Annotated in this window: 19 protein-coding genes; 7 read left to right on the top strand and 12 right to left on the bottom strand. The window is 62.9% G+C overall.

From position 1 onward, the window contains the following. Complete coding sequence (locus GHK24_RS04120) at nucleotides 1–1368, top strand: hypothetical protein (protein ID WP_153469465.1); 1368 nt, start codon at nucleotides 1–3, stop codon at nucleotides 1366–1368. Nucleotides 1369–1412: 44 nt separating this feature from the next. On the opposite strand, the gene pgm is transcribed toward GHK24_RS04120, so the two are convergent. The 5 genes from pgm to GHK24_RS04095 form a co-directional block, all read right to left on the bottom strand. Beyond that, nucleotides 1413–3050 (bottom strand): phosphoglucomutase (alpha-D-glucose-1,6-bisphosphate-dependent), encoded by a 1638-nt coding sequence (pgm, locus tag GHK24_RS04115; protein WP_153469462.1) that lies wholly within the window; start codon nucleotides 3048–3050, stop codon nucleotides 1413–1415. A 143-nt stretch (nucleotides 3051–3193) separates the two neighbouring features. Continuing rightward, nucleotides 3194–4348: an iron-containing alcohol dehydrogenase gene (locus GHK24_RS04110; RefSeq protein ID WP_153469459.1), complete on the bottom strand. Its 1155-nt coding sequence runs from the start codon at nucleotides 4346–4348 to the stop codon at nucleotides 3194–3196. A 7-nt stretch (nucleotides 4349–4355) separates the two neighbouring features. Further along, nucleotides 4356–5468, bottom strand: a complete 1113-nt coding sequence (locus GHK24_RS04105) for an alkene reductase (RefSeq protein WP_153469456.1) — start codon at nucleotides 5466–5468, stop codon at nucleotides 4356–4358. Between the two features lie 67 nt (nucleotides 5469–5535). Further along, the gene (locus GHK24_RS04100; RefSeq protein WP_153469453.1) at nucleotides 5536–6141 is read right to left on the bottom strand and encodes a TetR/AcrR family transcriptional regulator; all 606 of its coding nucleotides are present in this window, start codon (nucleotides 6139–6141) and stop codon (nucleotides 5536–5538) included. A gap of 79 nt (nucleotides 6142–6220) precedes the next feature. Then, nucleotides 6221–6796 carry a TetR/AcrR family transcriptional regulator gene (locus GHK24_RS04095; RefSeq protein ID WP_153469450.1) on the bottom strand — a complete coding sequence of 192 codons (576 nt, stop codon included), beginning with the start codon at nucleotides 6794–6796 and terminating at the stop codon, nucleotides 6221–6223. Nucleotides 6797–7084: 288 nt separating this feature from the next. Here GHK24_RS04095 and GHK24_RS04090 point away from each other — a divergent pair, with 288 nt between their 5' ends. From GHK24_RS04090 to GHK24_RS04080, 3 genes are all read left to right on the top strand, one after another. After that, entirely contained in the window at nucleotides 7085–7840 is a 756-nt protein-coding gene (locus GHK24_RS04090) for an electron transfer flavoprotein subunit beta/FixA family protein (protein WP_153469447.1), read from the top strand. Beyond that, a complete protein-coding gene (locus GHK24_RS04085) occupies nucleotides 7840–8772 on the top strand; it encodes an electron transfer flavoprotein subunit alpha/FixB family protein (protein WP_153469444.1) in 933 nt (310 codons plus the stop codon). Before GHK24_RS04090 ends, GHK24_RS04085 begins: the two co-directional genes overlap by 1 nt. Nucleotides 8773–8900: 128 nt before the next feature. Next, on the top strand, nucleotides 8901–10718 hold the full coding sequence (locus tag GHK24_RS04080) for an acyl-CoA dehydrogenase C-terminal domain-containing protein (protein ID WP_153469440.1): 1818 nt from the start codon (nucleotides 8901–8903) through the stop codon (nucleotides 10716–10718). A 112-nt stretch (nucleotides 10719–10830) separates the two neighbouring features. Here GHK24_RS04080 and GHK24_RS04075 read toward each other — a convergent pair whose 3' ends face one another. The 6 genes from GHK24_RS04075 to GHK24_RS04050 form a co-directional block, all read right to left on the bottom strand. Continuing rightward, nucleotides 10831–11739: a DMT family transporter gene (locus GHK24_RS04075; RefSeq protein ID WP_153469437.1), complete on the bottom strand. Its 909-nt coding sequence runs from the start codon at nucleotides 11737–11739 to the stop codon at nucleotides 10831–10833. Between the two features lie 84 nt (nucleotides 11740–11823). After that, nucleotides 11824–12435 (bottom strand): MarC family protein, encoded by a 612-nt coding sequence (locus GHK24_RS04070; protein WP_153469434.1) that lies wholly within the window; start codon nucleotides 12433–12435, stop codon nucleotides 11824–11826. Between the two features lie 134 nt (nucleotides 12436–12569). After that, complete coding sequence (locus tag GHK24_RS04065; RefSeq protein WP_153469431.1) at nucleotides 12570–14009, bottom strand: DcaP family trimeric outer membrane transporter; 1440 nt, start codon at nucleotides 14007–14009, stop codon at nucleotides 12570–12572. A gap of 49 nt (nucleotides 14010–14058) precedes the next feature. Then, nucleotides 14059–14790, bottom strand: coding sequence for an amino acid ABC transporter ATP-binding protein (locus tag GHK24_RS04060; protein ID WP_167681374.1), 732 nt, complete (start codon nucleotides 14788–14790; stop codon nucleotides 14059–14061). 30 nt (nucleotides 14791–14820) lie between these two features. Further along, nucleotides 14821–15591, bottom strand: coding sequence for an amino acid ABC transporter permease (locus GHK24_RS04055; RefSeq protein ID WP_153469424.1), 771 nt, complete (start codon nucleotides 15589–15591; stop codon nucleotides 14821–14823). Nucleotides 15592–15609: 18 nt separating this feature from the next. Continuing rightward, nucleotides 15610–16380, bottom strand: a complete 771-nt coding sequence (locus GHK24_RS04050; RefSeq protein WP_153469421.1) for an ABC transporter substrate-binding protein — start codon at nucleotides 16378–16380, stop codon at nucleotides 15610–15612. 148 nt (nucleotides 16381–16528) lie between these two features. Here GHK24_RS04050 and GHK24_RS04045 point away from each other — a divergent pair, with 148 nt between their 5' ends. Further along, complete coding sequence (locus GHK24_RS04045) at nucleotides 16529–16903, top strand: hypothetical protein (RefSeq protein WP_153469418.1); 375 nt, start codon at nucleotides 16529–16531, stop codon at nucleotides 16901–16903. On the opposite strand, the gene GHK24_RS04040 is transcribed toward GHK24_RS04045, so the two are convergent. Next, a complete protein-coding gene (locus GHK24_RS04040) occupies nucleotides 16888–18531 on the bottom strand; it encodes an electron transfer flavoprotein-ubiquinone oxidoreductase (protein WP_340666091.1) in 1644 nt (547 codons plus the stop codon). The genes GHK24_RS04045 and GHK24_RS04040 overlap by 16 nt on opposite strands. A 158-nt stretch (nucleotides 18532–18689) precedes the next feature. Between GHK24_RS04040 and GHK24_RS04035 the strand changes: the two genes are divergently transcribed. After that, nucleotides 18690–19100: a thioesterase family protein gene (locus GHK24_RS04035; RefSeq protein ID WP_153469415.1), complete on the top strand. Its 411-nt coding sequence runs from the start codon at nucleotides 18690–18692 to the stop codon at nucleotides 19098–19100. 57 nt (nucleotides 19101–19157) lie between these two features. Continuing rightward, entirely contained in the window at nucleotides 19158–21212 is a 2055-nt protein-coding gene (locus GHK24_RS04030; protein WP_153469411.1) for an acetoacetate--CoA ligase, read from the top strand. Nucleotides 21213–21256 lie beyond the last annotated feature (44 nt).

Raw genomic sequence — 21256 nt, 5'->3', positions numbered from 1 at the left:
ATGGCTACCGTACTTTCGCTCGATCAGGCGCCGCCGCTGGCCGCGCCGATGCGTTTCTTTCTGACGGCGCCGATCTTTGCCATGGCCGCTGGTGTTCTGCTTGTCGTGCACGGCAGCGATTTCTTCGCCTCGCGCTGGATGCCGGCAACGTTGGCGGTGACGCATCTGCTGACTCTCGGCTTCATGCTGCAGGTGATGCTGGGCGCCTTGTGCCAACTGCTGCCGGTGGTCGCCGGGGCGCAGATGGAGCGGCCGTTGAGCGTAGCGGGCTGGGTGCACGCGGCGATCAGTGCCGGGACGGTGCTGCTGGTGGCGGCCTTTTGGCTGTCGGCGCCGGTCGCATTCGGCGCCGCAGCGTCTTTGCTCAGCGTGGGCATTCTTGGCTTCGTTGCCGCTGCGGTCGTCGCCTTGCGCGACGAGGGCAACGCCAGCGCGACGGTGCGCGATATGCGGCTGGCACTGCTTGGCCTGACGGTGACGCTCATCTTCGGCGCATTGCTGGCGGCCGGACTGGCGGGGGCGCTGAGTCTGCCGTTGCCAGCGCTGGCTGACATCCACCTGAGTTGGGGTTTCGTGGCCTGGGGCGGCGTGCTGCTCGCCGGCGTGGCCCTGGTGGTGGTGCCGATGTTTCAGCTCACGCCGAGTTATCCGCGCTGGTTCGAGCGCGGGTTTTCGCGGGCGGCATTCGCCTTCGTGCTCGCCTGGACGGTGTTCGATCTGGCGGGCTGGCGTCATGCGGCAGCGGTCTTTGCGGTGGCGGCAGCGGTCGCCGGGGCGGTACTGGCGGCGGTGACGTTGTGGGTGCAGTCGCGCAGCAAACGCGCACGCTTCGATGCGACGCAGCAGTGCTGGCGCGTCGCCATGCTGTGCGCGCTCCTCGCCTGCGCGCTATGGCTGCTGCGGCAGGCGCTGATGTGGCTGCCGCCGCTGGACGTGCTGAAGGTGCCGGCGGCGGATTGGCTGGCGGGACAGGGAGGCGCCGTGCTTTTCGGTGGGCTGATCATCGTCGGCGGTTTTCTCAGCGCGATGACGGGAATGCTCTACAAGATCGTGCCGTTTCTCGTCTGGCTGCACGCGCGCAACGCGGCAAGGCGCGGGCCGGCGCCGAACATGCGGCAGGTGTTGGGCGAGCCGGCGATGCTGCGGCAGGCGCGTTGCCATTTCGCCGCGTGTTTACTGCTGGTACTCGCGAGCGTCTGGCCGGAGGTGTTCGCGCGGATCTGCGGTGCAGTGTTCGCCTTGGCGCAGGGTTTGTTGCTGGCGAACCTGTTGCGCGCCGCCTGCGTGTATCGGGCGTATTTGCGGCAGGAGCCTCTCGGCCCGGAGCCGGCGACACCGCCCGTAGCGGGGCAGAGCGTCGCCGTCTGAGGGGCGAATGGGGCGAATGGCCCGACGGATGCGTCGCCGCTGGCTCAGTCCGCCAGCGCGGCGTTGACGATGCTTTGCGCTTCGGCGATCACCTGTTGCAGGTGCTCTGGGCTTTTGAAGCTCTCGGCGTAGAGTTTGTAGATATCTTCCGTGCCTGACGGACGGGCAGCGAACCAGCCGTTGGCCGTCGTCACCTTCAGCCCGCCGATGGCGGCACCGTTGCCGGGGGCGTGGGTGAGGCGCGCAAGGATGGTGTCGCCCGCCAGCGTCGTCGCGGTGACGCGTTCGGCGGTGAGCTGTTTGAAGGCGGCCTTCTGCGCCGGGCTCGCTGGCGCGTCGATGCGCTGGTAGTACGGCGTGCCGTAGCGTTGCGCGAGTTCGCGGTAGTGCATGCCGGGATCGCGTCCCGTGACGGCGGTGATTTCAGCGGCCAGCAGTCCGAGGAGAATGCCGTCCTTGTCGGTCGTCCACGCGCTGCCGTCGCGGCGCAGGAAGCTGGCGCCGGCGCTTTCTTCGCCGCCGAAACACAGCGCTCCGTCGAGAAGCCCGGCCGAGAACCATTTGAAGCCGACGGGCACTTCAAACAGCGTGCGCTCCAGATCATTCACGATGCGATCGATCAGGCTGCTCGACACCAGCGTCTTGCCGATGGCGGCGGAGCGCGGCCAGGCCGGCCGATGTTCGAGCAAATAGCGGATGGCGACGGCCAGGAAGTGGTTCGGGTTCATCAGCCCCTGCGAGGGCGTGACGATGCCGTGTCGGTCGACGTCGGCGTCGTTGCCCCAGGCGATGTCGAAGCGATCCTTGAGCGCGACAAGACTCGCCATGGCGTAAGGACTGGAGCAATCCATGCGGATCTTGCCGTCATGGTCGAGCGTCATGAAGCCGAAGGCGGGATCGACCTTGGGATTGACCACCGTGATGTCGAGGCCGTAGCGGGCGGCAATCGGCGCCCAGTAGGCCACTGCCGCACCACCCATCGGGTCGACGCCGATGCGCAGCCCCGCGCGGCGGATCGCCTCCATGTCGATGACGGCGCCGAGGTCGTCGATGTAGGGCGTCATCAGGTCGATGGCGTGCGTTGTCGCGGCGGTGAGTGCGGCCGGGTAGGGCAGACGTTTGACGTCGCGGTTGGCGTCGGCCAGCAAGGCGTTGGCGCGCCGTTCGATCCAGCCGGTGATGTCGGTATCCGCCGGGCCGCCGTGCGGCGGGTTGTATTTGATGCCGCCGTCGCCGGGCGGATTGTGCGAGGGGGTGATGACGATGCCGTCGGCGCGAGCGGCCGTGGCGTTGCGGTTGGCTAGCAGAATGGCGTGCGAGATGACCGGCGTTGGCGTGAAGCCGTCGTCCTGTTGCAGGTAGACCTCGACGCCGTTGGCGGCGAGCACCGACAGCGCGCTTTCCTGCGCCGGGCCCGACAGGGCGTGCGTGTCTTTGCCGAGAAACAGCGGTCCGCGAATGTTGGCCTGGGCGCGGTAGTCGGCAATTGCCTGCGCGATGGCGAGGATGTGTGCTTCGTTGAAGCTGCCGTTCAGTGCACTGCCACGGTGGCCACTGGTGCCAAAGGCGACGCGTTGCGCGGCCTGACTAATATCGGGGAGGCGCTGGTAAGCCGCCAGCAGGGCGGGAACGTCACACAGGTACGAAGCAGGCGCTGGCTGGCCGGCAAGCGGGTGAAGCATGCGTAATCTCCGGGGAATGGCGGGGCATTGAAATGCCCGATTCCCGGCACTTTACGCATCTCATGCGACGCCGGGAAGTCGTCCGAACGGATGGGCCGTGAACGACTTCCCGGTGTCAGCGGGCGTAGACAGCGCGCTCGGGCTTACGCCGCGAGCTCATAGACGCGCTGCGATGCTGCCAGATCGAGGCTGCGGCGTTCGCCAAGGCGCTTCATGCCGTGGCGTTCGAGCTGGGCGACGAGCGCCGGAATGGCGTCAGCGCCGATGCCGTAGGCCGAGAGGCGGGTGGGAACCGACAGCGACTCGAAGAACTCGCGCGTGCGCTCGATGGCCGCATCGATGCGGGCGTTTTCGTCGCCGTCATGCAGGCCCCAGACGCGTGCGGCGTACTGGACGAGCTTGGCGTGCTTTTCTTCTCGCCGCACGTGCAGCATGGCGGGAAGAACGATGGCGAGCGTTTGCGCGTGATCGACGCCGTGCAGCGCCGTGATCTCGTGGCCGAGCATGTGCGTCGACCAGTCTTGCGGCACGCCGGCGCCGATCAGGCCGTTCAGTGCCAGCGTCGCGGTCCACATGATGTTGGCGCGCACGTCGAGATTGTCGGGTTCGCTGAGCGCGCGCGGGCCTTCTTCGATGAGCGTCAGCAGCAGGCCTTCGGCAAAGCGGTCCTGAACGCGGGCCTCGACCGGGTAGGTGAGGTATTGCTCGACGATGTGCACGAAGGCATCGACGACGCCGTTGGCGACCTGGCGCGGGGGCAGCGTCAGCGTCTTTGCCGGATCGAGTACCGAGAACTGCGGGAAGAGGCGCGGGTTGGAGAAGGCGAGCTTGTCCTGCGTCGCCTTCTTGGTGATGACGGCGCCGTCGTTCATCTCCGAGCCGGTAGCCGGCAGCGTCAGCACGCTGCCGAACGGCACGGCGCTGGTGATCGGCGCGCGCTTGGCGAGAATGTCCCAGGGATCGCCAGCGAAGGGGATGGCGGCGGCGATGAACTTGGTGCCGTCAATGACCGAGCCGCCACCGACGGCGAGCAGGAAGTCGATCTTTTCGCGACGCGCCAGTTCGACGGCCTGTAGCAGCGTTTCGTAGGTCGGATTGGCCTCGATGCCGCCGAATTCGAAGACCGTCACACCGGTCAGCGCGTGTTTGACTTCGGCCAGGGTGCCGGTCTTGACGACGCTGCCGCCGCCGTAGGTGATGAGGACGCGCGCGCCAGCGGGAATCTGACCGCCGATATCGGCGATGCGGCCCTGTCCAAAGAGGATGCGTGTCGGGTTTTGGTAGGTGAAGTTTTGCATGGGGGTCCTAGGCGTGTTGGTCGAGAGAAGGGTAATCGGTATAGCCGTGTTCGTCACCGCCGTAGAGCGTGGCCGGGTTGAGTTCGTTCAGTGCGGCGTTGGCGCGCAGGCGGGCGACGAGATCGGGGTTGGCGATGAAGGGGCGGCCAAAGGCAATCATATCGGCATGACCTTCCTTGAGGGCGGTAATGGCCGTATCGCGGGTGTAGCCGTTGTTGGCGATGTAGGTGCCGGCGAAGTGCGCGCGCAGGAAGTCGGGTGCGATGCCGCGTCCGGGGTCACGTGCGCCACCGGTGATTCCTTCGATGACGTGCAGAAAACCGATACGGCGAGCCGACAACTGCTGCGTCACGTAGGTAAAGAGCGGCACCGGATCGCTGTCGTCGATGTCATTGACGGTCGACAGCGGCGACAGGCGCACGGCGATGTGTTCGGGAGCCCAGACGCCGAGAACGGCGTCGGTGACGTCGAGCAGCAGACGGGCACGGTTTTCGATGCTGCCGCCGTAGGCGTCCTGACGATGGTTCGATTTGTCGCGCAGGAACTGATCCAGCAGGTAGCCGTTCGCGCCGTGGATTTCCACGCCGTCGAAGCCGGCGGCCTTCGCGTTCTCGGCGGCGCGACGGTAGTCGGCGACGATGCCGGGTAGTTCGCCAACCTCAAGTGCGCGCGGCGTCACCAGCGGTTGCATGCCTTTGGCGGTAAATGCGCTGCCTTCCGGCTGGATCGCCGAGGGCGCAACCGGCAGCGCGCCGCCGGGTTGCAGGTCGGGGTGCGAGATACGTCCGACGTGCCAGAGCTGGATGAAAATCTTGCCGCCAGCGGCATGCACGGCGTCGGTCACACGGCGCCAGCCGGCGATCTGCTCGGCGCTGTAGATGCCCGGTGTCTGGATGTAGCCCTTGCCCTGTGGCGAGATTTGCGAGGCTTCGCTGATGATCAGCCCGGCGCTGGCGCGCTGCCGGTAGTACTCGACCGTCAGCGGACCGGGAATGTCGCCGGCCAGCGCCCGTGAGCGCGTCAGCGGTGCCATGACGATGCGGTTGCTGAACGTGAGGCCGTGCGAGGCGAAAGGTGCGAAAAGGTCGGGCGGCGTAGCGGAACTGTGAGCGGCGGTCATCGTATTCTCCTGGGTGACTGGACCGGACGGTCCTGAACGTTGAAAAAAATGCGGATGAGTGTTCGTCTCAATGTGACACGGCGACGTCTGCGAAGAGCTTGGCGAGGTGGTCGTCGATAACCCACTGCAGCCGTTCGCGCTCGACGCCGCCTTTGGCGAGGACATGCGTGCCGGTGAGGACGTTGAGTAGCGCGTCGGCGGCGCGCGGTGGATCGAGCTTGCCCGACAGGCTGCCTTCCGCTCTGCCGCGGGCGATGACGCTGGCGAGACAGTCGTTCAAGGCATCGATGTGCTGCCGCACGGCGGTTTCGATTTCCGGGTCGTGCGGCGCCAGTTCAATGGCGAGATTGAGCACCAGACAGCCGCAACGCTCGCCGGGGCGGCAGGTGTTGGGCAGGAGCGATTGATTCATCCAGTCGGCAATCAGGGCCGGAACAGGGCGCGCGGCGGCGAAATGGCAGCGCGACTCGGCGAGTTCGCGTTGGCTGTAGCGCGCCAGCGCCGCCAGTAAGACCGCACGCTTGCTGCCGAAACACTCGTAGAAACTGCTCTTGCTCAGGCCCATGGCGGTGAGCAGATCGCACAGCGAGGTCGACGCGTAGCCCTTCAGCCAGAACGCGTTGAGCGCCTGATCGAGAGCTTCGTTGATGTCAAATTCGCGGCAGCGCGGCATGAGGAAGGAGTTCGCAGAGAGTGCGGCGAATGATACTGAACCGTTCGGTCCAGATCAAGAGCCTTAGCGAATCGTTCGGTCAGTTGCGGAGAATGCGGTCGGCGATCCAGAGTTTGAAGTCGCTGTTCTTCGGGTCCTGTCGGTCGTAGGCCATCAGGCTCTGGCCAAACACGTAGGCGTACAGCAGCAGGCTGCGGCTCCTCGCCTCATCGTCCGAATAGCCGCAATTGACGAAGAGCTTGCGCGTGCATTCGAGGCGCCAGGCGTCGACCTCTTCGACAATGCGCGCGGCGCCCTCATCGCGCCGCGCCCAGTCACGCACAGCGAGTTCGATCCAGACGCCCTTGCGGTTGCGGGCGGCGCTGTAGACCTCGATGACGCGTTGTAACTGCTCGCGCTCGTGGCCGGGATCGCTGGCCGTCTGCCGGTTGATGTCGCGAATGCGACCGTCTTTCCAGTCATCCAGAATCGCCGCGCAAAGATCCTGACGATCCTTGAAATGCCAGTAAAAGCTGCCTTTGGTGACGCCGCAGCGCTTGGCGAGCGTTTCGACGCGCAGACCGTCGATCCCCTGATCGGCGAGGACGTCGAAGGCGGCGTCGATCCAGTTCTGTCGTTCGAGGGGTTGGCGTGGCTTGTCGTGTTGCACATCCATACAGCAGCGTTCTCCAATCGGGTGAAGCATCCGGCGCGCGATGCGCTCCTGTGACATGGTGATTGGCACAGGACAGGGGCAAGTTGTACGTCAAACGAGCGTTTTAATCGCCTTGACAGCCGCCTTGCGCGTACGGTAGCGTAGCCGCTTCCATACTCTAGGGTATGGCTTATTGTCCGGACGCCTTCCAAAGCTGTCAAACGGTCGGCGATGCGTGTGCGCTTGTCATGAACTCGCCGCATAATGCGCTCTGGAGTACTTGCTCCGCTGCCATGAAAGGAAAGACCCTTGAAGATTCTCGTGCCCGTTAAGCGAGTGGTCGACTACAACGTCAAGGTGCGCGTCAAAAGCGACGGCTCCGGCATCGATCTTGCCAACGTCAAAATGTCGATGAATCCCTTTGACGAAGTCGCCATCGAAGAGGCCGTGCGCCTCAAAGAAGCGGGAATCGCCACCGAAGTGGTGGCGGTCTCCGCCGGTCTCGCTAACAGTCAGGAAACCCTGCGCACGGCACTGGCGCTTGGCGCCGACCGCGCGATCCTGATCGAGACCGATGTCGAATTGCAGCCGCTCGCTGTGGCCAAGCTGCTCAAGGCGGTGTGCGAGAAGGAATCGCCGCAACTGGTCATTCCCGGCAAGCAAGCCATCGATGACGACTCCAACCAGACAGGCCAGATGCTCGCCGCACTGCTCGGCTGGCCGCAGGCGACTTTCGCCTCGAAGCTGGTCGTCAACGCCGACAAGACCGCCGCTGCGGTGACCCGCGAAATTGACGGGGGGTTGGAAACCATCGAAATCGCCCTGCCTGCGGTGATGACGACCGACCTGCGCCTGAACGAGCCGCGTTACGCGACCCTGCCGAACATCATGAAGGCGAAGAAGAAGCCGCTCGAAACGACGACGCCGGCAGCGCTTGGCGTGGACGTGGCACCGCGCTTGAAGACGCTGAAAGTGGCCGAACCGGCTCGCCGCAGTGGTGGCGTCAAGGTGGCTGACGTGGCGGAGCTGGTCGAAAAACTGAAAAACGAAGCGAAGGTGATCTGATGCCCATTCTCGTTATTGCCGAACACGACAACGCCGTCCTCAAGCCGGCGACCCGTAACGCCATTAGCGCGGCTACCCAGATTGGCGGCGACATTGATGTGCTGGTCGCCGGTTCCGCGTGTGCGGCCGTCGCCGAGGCGGCGGCGCGCATTGCCGGCGTGACGCGTGTGCGCCTGGTAGACGCGGCGCACTATGCCGACCACGGCGCGGAAAACCTCGCGGCCCTCGTCGTTGCCAATGCGCCGGGCTACAGCCACGTGCTGGCGCCGGCGACGGCGGCGGGCAAGAACTTCCTTCCGCGCGTCGCTGCCCTGCTTGATGTGGCACAAATCTCCGACATCGTCGCCGTTGTTTCGACCGATACCTTCGTGCGTCCGATCTACGCCGGCAACGCCTTGGCGACCGTCCAATCGGTCGATCCGGTCAAGGTGATCAGCGTGCGCGGTACGGCCTTCGAAGCCGCTGGCGAGGCGTCGCCGGTTTCCGTCGAAGCCTTGGCGGCGGGGCCTGATCTTGGCCTTTCCCGTCTCGTCGGTCGCGAATTGACGCAGTCGGCGCGTCCCGAACTGACGGCAGCGCGCGTCATCGTCTCTGGTGGCCGTGCGCTGGGTAGCAGCGACAATTTTCACAGCGTGCTCGAACCCTTGGCGGATGCGCTCGGTGCTGCCGTCGGTGCCTCGCGCGCCGCTGTCGATGCCGGCTATGCGCCGAACGATTATCAGGTCGGCCAGACCGGCAAGATCGTCGCCCCGGATCTGTACGTGGCCGTCGGTATTTCGGGCGCCATCCAGCACCTCGCCGGCATGAAGGACAGCAAGGTAATCGTTGCCATCAACAAAGATCCGGAGGCGCCCATCTTCCAGGTGGCCGATTACGGGCTGGTGGGTGATCTGTTCGACGTCGCACCGGCGCTGGCCGCCGCATTGCGCTGAGGTTTCCGCCGGCGGAGGCGCGCAGACGCTTTCCCTCCGCCGGCGCGCTCCCCCTTTTTTGGTTTTTTCCCTTTGTCGGGAGGCCGTTCTGCGGCCCCCGGCCCTGAACCCCGCTGAAGGAGAATGCAATGAGTGAATACGTTGCCCCGCTGCGTGACATCCAGTTCGTGCTTAAAGAACTTGCCGGTCTCGATCAGGTTGCACAACTGCCGGGGTACGAGGACGCCACCGTCGATCTGGTTGATGCCGTCCTCGACGAGGCCGCGAAGTTTGCCGAAGGGGTGCTCTCGCCGCTGAACATCCCCGGTGATCGCGAGGGGGCGAAATGGTCGGCAAACGGGTCAGCGAACGGCGATGGGCCGGGGGTGACGATGCCTGCCGGTTTCAAGGAGGCTTACGCGCTCTTTGCCGAAAGCGGCTGGACCGCCTTGCAGTCGGACCCGGAGTGGGGAGGGCAGGGGCTACCGAAGCTCGTCGGCGCGGCGGTCACGGAGATGTGGAAGTCGGCCAATCACGCCTTTTCGCTCTGTCCGCTGCTCACGGGGGGCGCGGCGGAGGCGCTCTCCTTGTGCGGCTCGGACACGCTCAAGAAAACCTTTCTCGAGAAGATGACCAGCGGCGTCTGGACCGGCACGATGAATCTCACGGAGCCGCAGGCTGGCTCCGATCTGTCGGCGATCCGCTCGCGCGCCGAGCCGCAGGCCGACGGCAGCTTCCGGATCTTCGGCCAGAAGATTTTCATCACTTACGGCGACCACGACATGGCCGAGAATATCGTCCATCTGGTGCTGGCGCGTACGCCGACGGCGCCCGAGGGCGTCAAAGGGATTTCGATGTTTGTCGTGCCGAAGTTCCTCGTGAACGCCGACGGCAGCCTTGGCGCGCGCAACGATGCCTGGTGCGTGTCGATCGAACACAAGCTCGGCATCCACGCCAGCCCGACGGCGGTGATGGCTTTCGGTGATCACGGTGGGGCCGTCGGTTATCTGGTCGGTGAAGAGAATCGTGGCCTCGAATACATGTTCATCATGATGAACGCAGCGCGCTTTGGCGTTGGTCTCGAAGGCGTTGCTGCCTGCGAGCGTGCCTACCAGCGTGCCCGCGATTATGCCCGTGACCGCATTCAGTGCGTCGAAACGGGCGTGCGTGGCGGGCCGCGTGTGCCGATCATTCGCCACCCGGATGTGCGTCGCATGCTGATGAGCATGCGCGCCCATGCCGAGGCGACGCGCGCGCTGGCCTATGTGGTCGGCGCCGCGCACGATGTGGCGACGCGCCACCCGGATACGGCGACGCGCCGCCGCAATCAGGCCTTCGTCGATCTGATGATTCCGGTGGTCAAGGGCTGGAGCACCGAGGTCGGCATTCAGGTCGCCTCGACCGGCATCCAGGTGCACGGCGGCATGGGCTTCATCGAGGAAACGGGGGCGGCGCAATACCTGCGCGATGCCCGCATTTCGGCGATCTACGAAGGAACGACCGGTATTCAGGCGAATGACCTGATCGGCCGCAAGATGGCCCGCGAGGGTGGCGCCACGCTCAATGCGCTGATCGAAGAGATGCGCGCCCTCGACGCCGATCTGGGGCAGGCGAGTGGCGAGCATTTCGCGGCGATTCATCGTCGCTTTGCGGCGGGCGTCGAAGCCCTTGCCGAGGCCGGGCGCTGGATCGTCGATACCTACGGCGTCGACGTGCGCGCTGCTTCGGCGGGCGCCACGCCTTTCCTGATGCTCTTGGGGATCGTCGCCGGGGGCTGGCAGATGGCGCGGGCCGCACTGATTGCGCAGGCGAAGATCGATGCGGGCGATACCGATCCGTTCTATCAGGACAAGATCGTCACTGCGCGTTTCTTCGCCGACCATATCCTGTCGCAAGCGGACGGACTGGCCGATTGCATCACTTTCGGTGCGCCGGGAGTCATGGCGCTGGACGAGGATCGCTTCTAAGCACTTTCGGCCAGCGACGGCGGGTGGTGGCGCAGGCTGCCACCCGCCGTTTTTTGTGCAGCCGGTGGGTGGGGCGAGTCGATGATCGGACGATCTCGGGCGAAAAAGCTTCCTAGTGGGCGCTTTCGCCGCTGTTGCGTGCCTGGCCGATGAAGGGGATCAACTGCACGGCGAGGATGCAGGCAAAGATCAGGGCACAGCCCGCCATCTGCATGCCATCGAGTCTTTCGCCGAGATACACGGCGCCGGCGATGGCGGCGAACAGTGTTTCCGAACTCAGCAGAATGGCGGCATCGGCGGCGCGGGTATGGCGCTGGGCAACCACCTGCAAGGTGTAACCGACGCCGACCGAAAGTAGGCCGCCGTAGAGGATTGTCGGCATGGCGGCTTCGACGCCTTGCAGGGAGATCGGTTCGGTGACGAGCGCCGCCGTGCTGGCGAGCAGGCCACAGACGACGAACTGCGTCAGCGCCACGAGAATGGGCGTTCCCTTGTGCGCTGCCAGCCGTCCGACCCAAAGCACGTGTGCCGCCCAGAAGAAGGCGCTGGCAATCACCCAGAAATCGCCGACGGTCATGGCGTCGAAATGCCCGCCGCTGAGCAAATAGGTACCGGCAAGACAGCCGAAGGCGGCGGGCCAGGTGGAGCGGTGCGGTCGTTGCCCGTGCACCAGCCAGGCGAGTACGGGCACGAGCGGAACATAGATCGCCGTCAGAAAGCCGGCGTTGGTGACGGTGGTCGTCAGCATGCCGACCTGTTGCAGTATTGCTCCCGAGAAAAGCAGGCCGCCCAGCACGCTCCACGAGATGAAATCGCGTCGCGTCAGCACGACCCCCCTCGCCGACAGACGCCCATATTCGCGCAGTGCCAGCGGCGATATGAACACTGCTCCGATGAGAAAGCGAATCCCCGTGTAGGTCAGTGGGCCGACGTCCTGCATACCGAGTTGCTGGGCGACAAAGGTCGTTCCCCAGATGAGGGCGGCAAGCAGCATCAGACAATTGGCAAGGGTTCGACTCATTGATCAGGCAGACAAAAAGGTGGCCCGGCGCACACGTTCCGCCGGGAATTCGAGGGAAAGGGCAGCCACGTCGGGAGGTGGCCGTTACGGCATCGTCGCGGGCGCCAGATTGAAGGCAATGCGGATGCCGGAAATCAGCATCTGCACCGACATGGCCGTCAATACCAAGCCCATCAGCCGCTCCATGGCTTGCAGCCCGGATTTGCCAAACATGCGGGAAAGCCAGCCGGCGGCCAGCAGAACGAGCGTGCTGATGGCGATGGCGACCACGATGGCGGCGACCAGCAGCCATGGCTGTTCCGCTTGCCGCGAGGCCAGCAGCACGGTTGCCAGCGCGGCCGGACCGGCGATCATCGGAATCGCCAGCGGTACGATGAATGGCTCGCCATTGGGCGGCGCATCCGTATCGATCACCGGTGGTCGCGGAAAGACCATGCCCATGGCGATCAGGAAGAGGATGATGCCGCCCGAGATTTCCAGCGCCGGTTCGGAGAGGTGCATCACCTTCAGCAGAACGTCGCCGACGAAAACGAAAACGATCAATACAACGCCCGCGACCGCGCATTCGCGCAGCACGACGTGCCGCCGCCGCGCCGGTGGCAGATCCTTGAGCAGCGACAGGAATACCGGCACGTTACCGAGCGGGTCGAGCAGCAGCAGGAGCAGGAATACGGAGGAAAAAAAGTCGTGGCCCATTCGGTTCTCCTCAGGCGGGCGTCCGCCCGAAGAAAGAAACCGCCCCGAAAGGGGCGGTTTGAACTGACGAAAGCGCGGCAAGCGCCCCGTCGGTGCTCGGCAGCGGCCAAAACGCGCCGCCGCCGGAGGGTGCCTCAGTTGAAGTTGTAGCGGGCAAGAAAGTTCACGCGAGACATGTCGCCCTTTTCGCCCAGCAAGGTTTCGCGTTTTCCGTAAATATACTCGAGACCAATATCGACAACTTTGACTGGATTGTAGATTCCACCGATATGCAACTGGCTGACCCGACGGTTGACACCAAATTGTCCTTGATCACTGCCGTTCTGCGTCACGGAACCACCATAACCGCTTGCAATAGCGAGATCGGTGTAGCCGCTGTTGTAGCTCTTTTGCGTCCCATACACAAAATTAAAGCGCAACTGATCGCTTACCTTATGTTGGTAGCCAAGAACTAAACCCAGCACTTTTTCCATTTCAATCGTGTTGGTTGCTGAATTATAGGCAGCACCTTCGATGTAGTTAAAGTAGCGGCCAATCCCGTTTCCTCCCGTGACGATCCAGCTGATGAAATCATCGCCAACGGTCTTGATTTGGCCGCTGGCAGCGAGACCGTAGCCGCGGCGTGATTGGTCGCCAAGAGCGCCCTGAACGCGAAGTTCGTGGGAGACTGCGCGCAGACTCATCGAGCCCCAGTTGTAGGGTTTGTCCCAGCGCACGATGAAGTCGGGCGATTTGGAAAATCCGTCGGTCGATGCGCTCCAGTCGCTGGATCTAAGAACATAGCTAACCGAGTTCTCGAGAGCGGCGCTGAAATTTCCGTATTGCGGCGTCGCGTAGGTATAGCGAATTTGCGGCTGGCGAATAAACGTCGAACCAATCGGGCCATTGAAGTCCACCGTTTCCGGGGTGTTGTCGACGTCCATGAAGGTTGACCACGTTTGACCGAACAACCATGGGCCTACCTGTAGGTAGGCATGACGCAGACGGAAGTCGTAGCTGTTCGTGCCTTGCTGGGTCTGGATGTTGCCAAGTTTGCCATTGAGTTGGGAATTGCCGGTACGAGGATCATTGGCGAAATCCCCCTCGATTTTGACCATCGCTACTCCGTAGGGGGTCGGCGTAGCGCCTTCGATGCCGATGCGGCTGGTTCTCCCCGTTAAATAGGTTTCACCCTTGCGGCTGGCTAATGTCGAACCGCGCAGTGGAATGTATGGAGCAAAAGTCGAGTAATCGTTATTGCCATTGTCGCCCTTGAACTCGCGGATCATATTCATCTCGGCAATGCCATAGAGATGGATCGACGTGTCCGAGCCCGGGATGCGGAACGAGTTCGGGATGTCGCCGGCGACGACGGCTTCTTTGCCTTGCGCCGTGACCTGGTCGCGCAGGTCGGCGACTTCCTGGCTCGTGGCGGCCGATTTCTTCATCGCTTCGACTTGCTCTTGCAACATCTTCAGTTGCTTTTCCAGCTGCGCGATGCGGTCGGCGTCGCCGGCGGCGGCGTGCGCCGGCAGTGCGCCGGCACAGAGGCCAGCGGCGACAAGCGCGAGGACGATTTTCTTACGCTTCATCATTACTCCTTGATAGGTGATTTTTATTGGGCTAACAGGGAAAGGCAGTGCATCAAAAACCGTGCTTCACTTGAGACAAAAACGCTTTGGTACGCTCGTGCGCCGGCTGCGTGAACAGGGCTTCTGGCGTGGTGTCTTCGAGAATGACGCCGTTGTCGAAGAAGATGATGCGGTCGGCAACTTCGCGCGCAAATCCCATTTCATGCGTGACGACGAGCATGGTGATGCCGGTGTGCGCCAGTTCGCGCATGACGGCGAGGACTTCGTTGACCATTTCCGGATCGAGCGCCGAGGTGGGCTCGTCGAAGAGCAGGACTTTCGGGTCCATGGCCAGGGCGCGGGCGATGGCAACGCGCTGCTGTTGCCCACCGGAGAGCTGCACCGGGTATTTATGCGCCTGGTCCGCCAGTCCCACACGTTCCAGCAAGGCCATGGCCTTCGCTTCTGCCTCGGCCGGCGACGTCTTGCGCACGCGGATCGGCGCCAGTGCCACGTTGCGCAAGATGGTCAGGTGCGAGAACAGATTGAAGCTCTGAAAGACCATGCCCACTTCACGCCGGATGGCGTCGAGGTTTTTCAGGTCGTCGTTCAGCTCGATGCCGTCGACACGGATGCTGCCCGAGTCGTGTGTTTCGAGGCGGTTGAGCGTGCGCAGGAAGGTCGATTTCCCTGAGCCGGACGGCCCGATGATGGCGGTGACTTGCCCCTCGTAAAACGTGGCCGATACCTCTTTCAAGGCGTGAAAGCTGCCGAAATGCTTGCTGACTTTCTGCGCTTCGATCAGAGGCCGGAGATTGGCTTGGTGAGTATCCATTCAGCTGTTCTCCTGACGCTTTCTGCCGACATCGAGCTGGTTCTCGAGCGCCGCCGTCAGGGTGGTAAAGGCGGTGGTTAGAATCAGGTAAATCATGGCAATCGTGAGAAATACCGGGATCGGCTGATAGCTTTCGGCCTGGATGCGATAACCGACCATGGTCAATTCGACGACGCTGATGGCGTACGCCAGCGACGAGTCCTTGACCAGAGAAGCGAGGTTGTTGGCCAACGCCGGCAGGGCAACGCGCATGCTTTGTGGCAAGACGATGTCCATGAAGGTCTGGAACGGCGACAGGCCGAGCGCGCGGGCGGCTTCTACCTGTCCTTGCGGGACAGCCAGAATGCCGGCACGGACGCATTCGGTGTTGTAGGCGCCGATGTTGAGCGCCAGGGCAATAGCCGCACAGGCGAAGTCGGAGATTTGCAGGGAATCCGGCAATATCTGCGGCACCGCCAACCAGACGAACAGAATCTGCAACAGTAACGGCGTGCCACGAATCAGCCAGACGTAAAAGTTGCAGAGCCAGCGTAGCGGAGCAAAGGCAGACAACTTGCCCAAGCCCGCGATCACACCCAAGACAACGCCTACCGATCCCGATATCAGGGTCAGCCAGACGGTTACACGAGCGCCTTCCGCGAACTGCTTTGCTGCCGGCCCGATGGGGTCAGGCGCAGCGGCGAGCGGAATCGCCATTCCCCAGAGGAAGAGCAGCAGCCCGATCATCGCTGCAAACATCACCCATCCGGGGTTTTTTCTGGTCCACTTCATGCCGTGATTTCCGCCCTATTAGTGACAGGACGCATCGGTCTTGAAGTACTTCTGCGACAGGGCCGCGTAGGTGCCGTCCTTCATGATTTCAGCAAGGCCATGATTGAGCTGGTCCATCAGTTCCTTGTTGTTCTTGCGCAGGATCATCGAGACGCGTTCGACGAAGACCTGTTCGCCGGCGACGATGCCGGAATCCGGGTTCTTGTCGAGGGTTCCCTTGATCACCCACTTGTCGGAGATCCAGGCGTCGATTTTTTTCGCCTTCAGGGCCGAGAAGACTTCCGGGTCTGCCTTGTAGGTCTTCAGTTCGCCGATGTCGCCGATCTTCTTGGCGTTGTCGGCGTAGCTGGTAGCCAGTTGCACGCCAACCGTCTTGCCCTTGAGCGCCTGAACGGTCAGCGGGCCGTCCTTGTGCGCGGCGATCTGGCCGCCGGTGCAGTAGTGCGGGTTGGCGAAATCGACCGACTTGGCACGTTCGGCGGTGTAGCCGTGCGAAGCGATGGCGAAGTCGAAGCGGTCCTGGCGGATGGCGGCGAGCTGGGCGTCAAACGCGACGACGCGCCATTCGAGCTTCAGTCCAAGCTTCTTGGCAACGGCTTCGGCGACTTCAACTTCAAACCCGGTCAGCTTCGGGCCTTCAAAATAGTTGAAGGGGTAAAAAGCCCCTTCGGTTGCTGCAATGATGGTTCCCGAATCCTTGATGACGCTCCAGTCGCGTGCTTGGGCGGTACCGCATCCCAGCGCCGCAATACAGGCTACTGCGCCCAGATATCTGGCGACAACTCGCATATTTCCTCCCGTGTATAAAGTGGCGTGCAAAAAAAGGCTCGTCTCGGGCATGCAGCCCCGAGTCGATCCAGGCATAACAGACGTGCGGAAAATGAATACATGCAGCAGTGGATGTTTCCCGCTGCTCGCAGGCAGAACCCGCCCGGACATGCCCGCCGATAAGCGAGCAGCCAAACGCGGGCTACAATTTAGCGAAAATCAGTGGATATTGGGGAGATTCGGCGCGAAAAAATCGAAGAATCTTGATCCTGGCGTTGCATCCGCAACACGGCTGTCACGACGAATCAATAAAATTCCCCGGCCCGCCGGGCCGCTGAGTATATGGCGTGGTGTTAATGACGTCTGCAAGAGATTGATTGTTAATTGTTATTGGTCAATCGCCGATGCGCTGCCGATGGGTTTCTGGCGGCTCTCTTCGCTGTCGGCGGGGTGTTTTCCCGCCGTGTTTGGCCGATATCCCAAGATGGTGCTTGCTGCACCTATTTGGTGCAAATGGACAGGCGCGTGCTACATATTGGGGTAATTAGGGCCTTCGCCCCCTTGCGGCGCAACCCAGGTAATGTTTTGCGTCGGGTCTTTGATATCGCAGGTTTTACAGTGAATGCAGTTTTGCGCATTGATCTGCAAGCGGGGGGTATTGCCGACGGCATCGTGCACGATTTCGTAGACTCCCGCCGGGCAATAGCGCTGCTCGGGTGAATCGTAGATGTCAAGGTTGACGCGGATGGCGTTTTCCGGGTTAGTCAGCAGCAGGTGGCAGGGCTGATTTTCCTCGTGGTTGGTGTTGGAGAGGAAGACCGATGACAGGCGATCAAAACTCAGCACGCCATCTGGCTTGGGGTAGTCGATGGGAGTGCATTCGGCTGCCGCTTTGAAGCGAGTGAAATCGGCGTGGTTGCGCAGTGTCCACGGGGCGCGGCCTCGGAAGATGATCTGGTCGATGCCAAACATGAGTGCGCCCTTGCGTAGCCCCTTGCTCATCCACGGTTTGAAGTTGCGGCCCGCGTATAGCTCGTCGTACAGCCAACTCGTGCGGAATGCCTCGGGCAGGGCGCTCAGTTCATCGGCACGACGATCCTCGATCAGCGCGGCGAAACAGGCTTCTGCCGCCAGTGCTCCCGATTTGATCGCGCAATGCGCACCCTTGATACGCGAGGCACTGAGAAAACCCGCGTCGTCGCCGATGAGAACGCCGCCGGGGAAAACCAGCTTGGGCAGCGATTGCAGGCCGCCGGCCGCAATCGCGCGGGCACCGTAGCTGATGCGCTTGCCGCCGGTGAGGATTTCGCGAATCCGGGGGTGGGTCTTGTAGCGCTGGAACTCTTCGAAGGGCGACAGGTAGGGGTTCTCGTAGCCCAGTCCGATGACGAAGCCGACCGCGACGAGTCCGTCCTGCATCTGGTAGAGGAAGCCGCCGCCGTAGGTGTGCGGATCCATCGGCCAGCCGCCGGTGTGAATGACGACACCAGGCTCGCGGTTTTCCGGGGGGATTTCCCAGAGTTCCTTGATGCCGATGGCGTAGGTCTGTGGGTCGTTGTGAGCGTTGAGGGAGAAATGGGCCTGCAGCTGCTTACCAAGTTGGCCGCGACAGCCTTCGGAGAAAAACGTGTAGCGGGCATGCAGTTCCATCCCACGCTGAAAGGCCGGCCCTTCGCTGCCGTCCTTGAGCCGCCCCATATCGCCAGTTGCCACGCCCTTGACCGCGCCCGTCTCGTCGAACAAGACCTCGTTGCCTGCAAAACCGGGATAGATTTCAACGCCCAGTTCCTCTGCCTGCGTCGCCAGCCAGCGGCAGACGGCGCCCAGGCTGATGACGTAGTTGCCGTGGTTGTCAAAGCAGGTTGGCATGATCCAGTGCGGAACATGCAGCTGCCCTTCGGCGGAGAGGATGTAGAAGCGGTCTTCCGTCACCGGCGTGTCGAGCGGCGCGCCGCGTTCGCGCCAGTCGTGGATGAGTTCGTCGAGTGCGCGCGGATTCATCACTGCGCCGGACAGGATGTGGGCACCGATTTCGGAGCCTTTTTCGATCAGGCAGACGCTGATGTCGCGCCCCGCCTCGTTGGCCATCTGCTTGAGGCGTATGGCCGCCGAGAGGCCGGCAGGGCCGCCACCGACGATTACGACGTCGTATTCCATGGTCTCGCGTTGCACCGTGATCTCCTTTGCCGGAATGCGTCTATGCCTTGGTCGGCACGTGTTGTTATGCTGTTTACAATACGGTATCGTATGGAAAAAAACGCTTTCGCGTCAAGCGTCATGGCGCACTTTGGCAAAAAAAGCGAGACCCCGTCCAAAAACGAGGAGACACCATGGAAGTTCGGCGGAAACACGTCCATACCAGCTTGATTCCCATTCGCTGGGGCGACATGGACGCGTATGGGCACGTCAATAACACGATCTATTTTCGCTACGTCGAGCAGTGCCGCGTCGAGTATCTCGAGCGGATGGGGTTCGCCGCCATGCCGCAAGGAAGCGCCCCCGTCATCATCAGCGCCGCGTGTACCTTTCACCTGCCGCTGACCTATCCGGGCGTCGTTGAGGTGCAGATGTTCTGCGGCTTGCCGGGACGTAGCAGTGTGCCGTCTTTCTACGAGATTCGCCGTCAGGGCGACGGCACGCTCTACGCCAGCGGTGAGGCGAAGATCGTCTGGATGGATGTCGCCAGCGGCAAATCGACGCCCTTGCCCGACGTCTTGCGTCACGCGCTGACCGCCGACTGAGTCGCCGTGCCCCTGCGCGGGCCGGTCAGGCGACCACTCATCACTGGAGGAGAAACGATGCTCGATGGAAACGTGCGTCCGCCGTTCGCGGCGGAGGCGGAGACCCCGCTGTGGCAAGCCAGCCCGCAACGGCGCGCCGACAGCGGGATGGCAGCCTTCATCACCACCGTGCGCGAGCGCTATTCTGCGCCGGTGGACGACTACGAGAGTCTCTGGCGCTGGTCGGTTGAGCAGCCGGAAGACTTCTGGCGGGCGGTGTGGGTCGAGTGCGGCGTTCTCGGCGATCCCGGCTCGATCGTGCTGGAAAACGCGCAGGCCATGCCCGGTGCGCGCTGGTTTCCTCAGGCGCGCCTGAATTACGCGCAGAATTTACTGCGACCTGCTCTTGGCGACGCGGCCTCGGCCGGCAAGGCGCTGGACGAAGCGCAAGATGCCCTGGTCTTTCGCGGTGAAGAACCCGGACGGCGGCGTCTCTCGCGTCGTCAGTTGCGTGCCGAGGCGTCGCGGTTTGCGCAGGCCTTGCGGGGGGCGGGCGTCGAGTCAGGTGACCGTGTCGCCGGTTATTTGCCGAACATGCCGGAAGCGATCATCGCCATGCTCGCCACGGCATCTCTTGGCGCGATCTGGTCTTCGGCCTCCCCGGATTTCGGCGTCTCTGGCGTCCTCGACCGTTTCGGACAGATTGCGCCGAAGGTGCTCGTCTGTGTCGACGGCTACCGCTACAACGGCAAGCGGGTCGATTGCATGGCGAAAAATGCCGAGATTGCGGCGCGCCTGCCGTCGCTGCGTGCGAGTGTGGTCGTCGCCTGGCAGGGGGCCGCGACGGCGCAAGCGCTGGCGAGTGTGGCTGGCGGCGTGCTTTGGGATGACTTCGTGGCGCCGTATTCGCCGGCGGAGATTGACTTCGCGCCGCTGCCGTTCGCGCATCCGCTCTTCATCATGTTTTCGTCGGGAACGACCGGCATCCCCAAGTGCATTGTGCACAGTCACGGCGGCGCCTTGTTGCAGCATCTGAAGGAGCATCAACTCCACAGCGATATACGCCCTGGCGACCGCGTGTTCTATTTCACGACCTGCGGCTGGATGATGTGGAACTGGCTGGCTTCGGCGCTTGCCTCGCAGGCGACCTTGCTGCTCTACGACGGTTCGCCCTTCGCGGTGGGCGAATCGGGCGTGCCGGGAACGGTTCTTTTCGATTACGCCGACGCCGAGGGAATGACGCATTTCGGTACCTCAGCCAAATTCATCGACGCGCTCGCCAAGAATGCGCTGTCGCCGCGCCACTCGCATCGCCTTGAGGCCTTACGCGTGATCTTTTCGACGGGGAGCCCGCTGGCGCCGGAGAGCTTCGATTACGTCTACCGCGAGATCAAGCAGGACGTTCTGCTGGCGTCGATTTCGGGCGGGACGGACATTCTCTCGTGTTTTGCGCTGGGTTGCCCGATTCGCCCGGTGTGGCGCGGCGAATTGCAGTGTCGCGGGCTGGGGATGGCGGTCGACGTGTTCGATGATGCCGGTCAGTTGCTCACGCCGGGCTCCGGGCAGCGCGGCGAACTCGTCTGCCGCCAGCCGTTCCCCGCCATGCCCGTCGGCTTCTGGAACGACCATGACGGCAAGTTGTATCGCGCCGCGTACTTCGAGCGATTCCCCGGCGTCTGGTGTCACGGCGATTTCGTTGAGCTTACGCGGCATGACGGCCTGATCATCCACGGCCGCTCCGATGCCGTGCTGAATCCGGGCGGTGTGCGGATCGGTACGGCGGAGATTTACCGGCAGGTGGAGCAAGTGCCGGAGGTGCTCGAGGCGCTGGTCATCGGTCAGGATTGGGAAGACGACGTGCGCGTTGTCTTGTTCGTCTGCCTGCGTCCGGGGACGGCACTCAACGACGAACTCGCGACGCGCATCCGCCAGCAAATTCGCGCCAATACGACTCCACGTCATGTGCCCGCCAAAATCCTCCACGTGGCGGAAATCCCGCGCACGAAGAGCGGCAAGATCGTCGAACTGGCCGTGCGCAATGTCGTGCACGGACGGCCCGTGAAAAACATCGAGGCGCTCGCCAATCCCGAGGCACTCGAGCATTTCCGCGATCGGCCAGAACTCGCCTTCTGATATTTCGAGTAGAGGTACCGGTATTTGTATTTATGACAATGACG

The organism is Rhodocyclus gracilis (genome assembly GCF_009617575.1).
Taxonomy (GTDB): domain Bacteria; phylum Pseudomonadota; class Gammaproteobacteria; order Burkholderiales; family Rhodocyclaceae; genus Rhodocyclus; species Rhodocyclus gracilis.
The sequence above is the reverse complement of the archived record's forward strand: the minus strand, read 5'-3'. Positions and strand labels throughout refer to the sequence as shown.

What these genes read in the sequence shown, in the direction of transcription:
- GHK24_RS04120 (WP_153469465.1), top strand. Translation starts at nt 1, where the DNA reads ATGGCTACCGTACTTTCGCTCGATCAGGCGCCGCCGCTGGCCGCGCCG.
- pgm (WP_153469462.1), bottom strand. Translation starts at nt 3,050, where the DNA reads ATGCTTCACCCGCTTGCCGGCCAGCCAGCGCCTGCTTCGTACCTGTGT.
- GHK24_RS04110 (WP_153469459.1), bottom strand. Translation starts at nt 4,348, where the DNA reads ATGCAAAACTTCACCTACCAAAACCCGACACGCATCCTCTTTGGACAG.
- GHK24_RS04105 (WP_153469456.1), bottom strand. Translation starts at nt 5,468, where the DNA reads ATGACCGCCGCTCACAGTTCCGCTACGCCGCCCGACCTTTTCGCACCT.
- GHK24_RS04100 (WP_153469453.1), bottom strand. Translation starts at nt 6,141, where the DNA reads ATGCCGCGCTGCCGCGAATTTGACATCAACGAAGCTCTCGATCAGGCG.
- GHK24_RS04095 (WP_153469450.1), bottom strand. Translation starts at nt 6,796, where the DNA reads ATGGATGTGCAACACGACAAGCCACGCCAACCCCTCGAACGACAGAAC.
- GHK24_RS04085 (WP_153469444.1), top strand. Translation starts at nt 7,840, where the DNA reads ATGCCCATTCTCGTTATTGCCGAACACGACAACGCCGTCCTCAAGCCG.
- GHK24_RS04080 (WP_153469440.1), top strand. Translation starts at nt 8,901, where the DNA reads ATGAGTGAATACGTTGCCCCGCTGCGTGACATCCAGTTCGTGCTTAAA.
- GHK24_RS04075 (WP_153469437.1), bottom strand. Translation starts at nt 11,739, where the DNA reads ATGAGTCGAACCCTTGCCAATTGTCTGATGCTGCTTGCCGCCCTCATC.
- GHK24_RS04070 (WP_153469434.1), bottom strand. Translation starts at nt 12,435, where the DNA reads ATGGGCCACGACTTTTTTTCCTCCGTATTCCTGCTCCTGCTGCTGCTC.
- GHK24_RS04065 (WP_153469431.1), bottom strand. Translation starts at nt 14,009, where the DNA reads ATGATGAAGCGTAAGAAAATCGTCCTCGCGCTTGTCGCCGCTGGCCTC.
- GHK24_RS04055 (WP_153469424.1), bottom strand. Translation starts at nt 15,591, where the DNA reads ATGAAGTGGACCAGAAAAAACCCCGGATGGGTGATGTTTGCAGCGATG.
- GHK24_RS04050 (WP_153469421.1), bottom strand. Translation starts at nt 16,380, where the DNA reads ATGCGAGTTGTCGCCAGATATCTGGGCGCAGTAGCCTGTATTGCGGCG.
- GHK24_RS04045 (WP_153469418.1), top strand. Translation starts at nt 16,529, where the DNA reads ATGCCCGCCGATAAGCGAGCAGCCAAACGCGGGCTACAATTTAGCGAA.
- GHK24_RS04035 (WP_153469415.1), top strand. Translation starts at nt 18,690, where the DNA reads ATGGAAGTTCGGCGGAAACACGTCCATACCAGCTTGATTCCCATTCGC.
- GHK24_RS04030 (WP_153469411.1), top strand. Translation starts at nt 19,158, where the DNA reads ATGCTCGATGGAAACGTGCGTCCGCCGTTCGCGGCGGAGGCGGAGACC.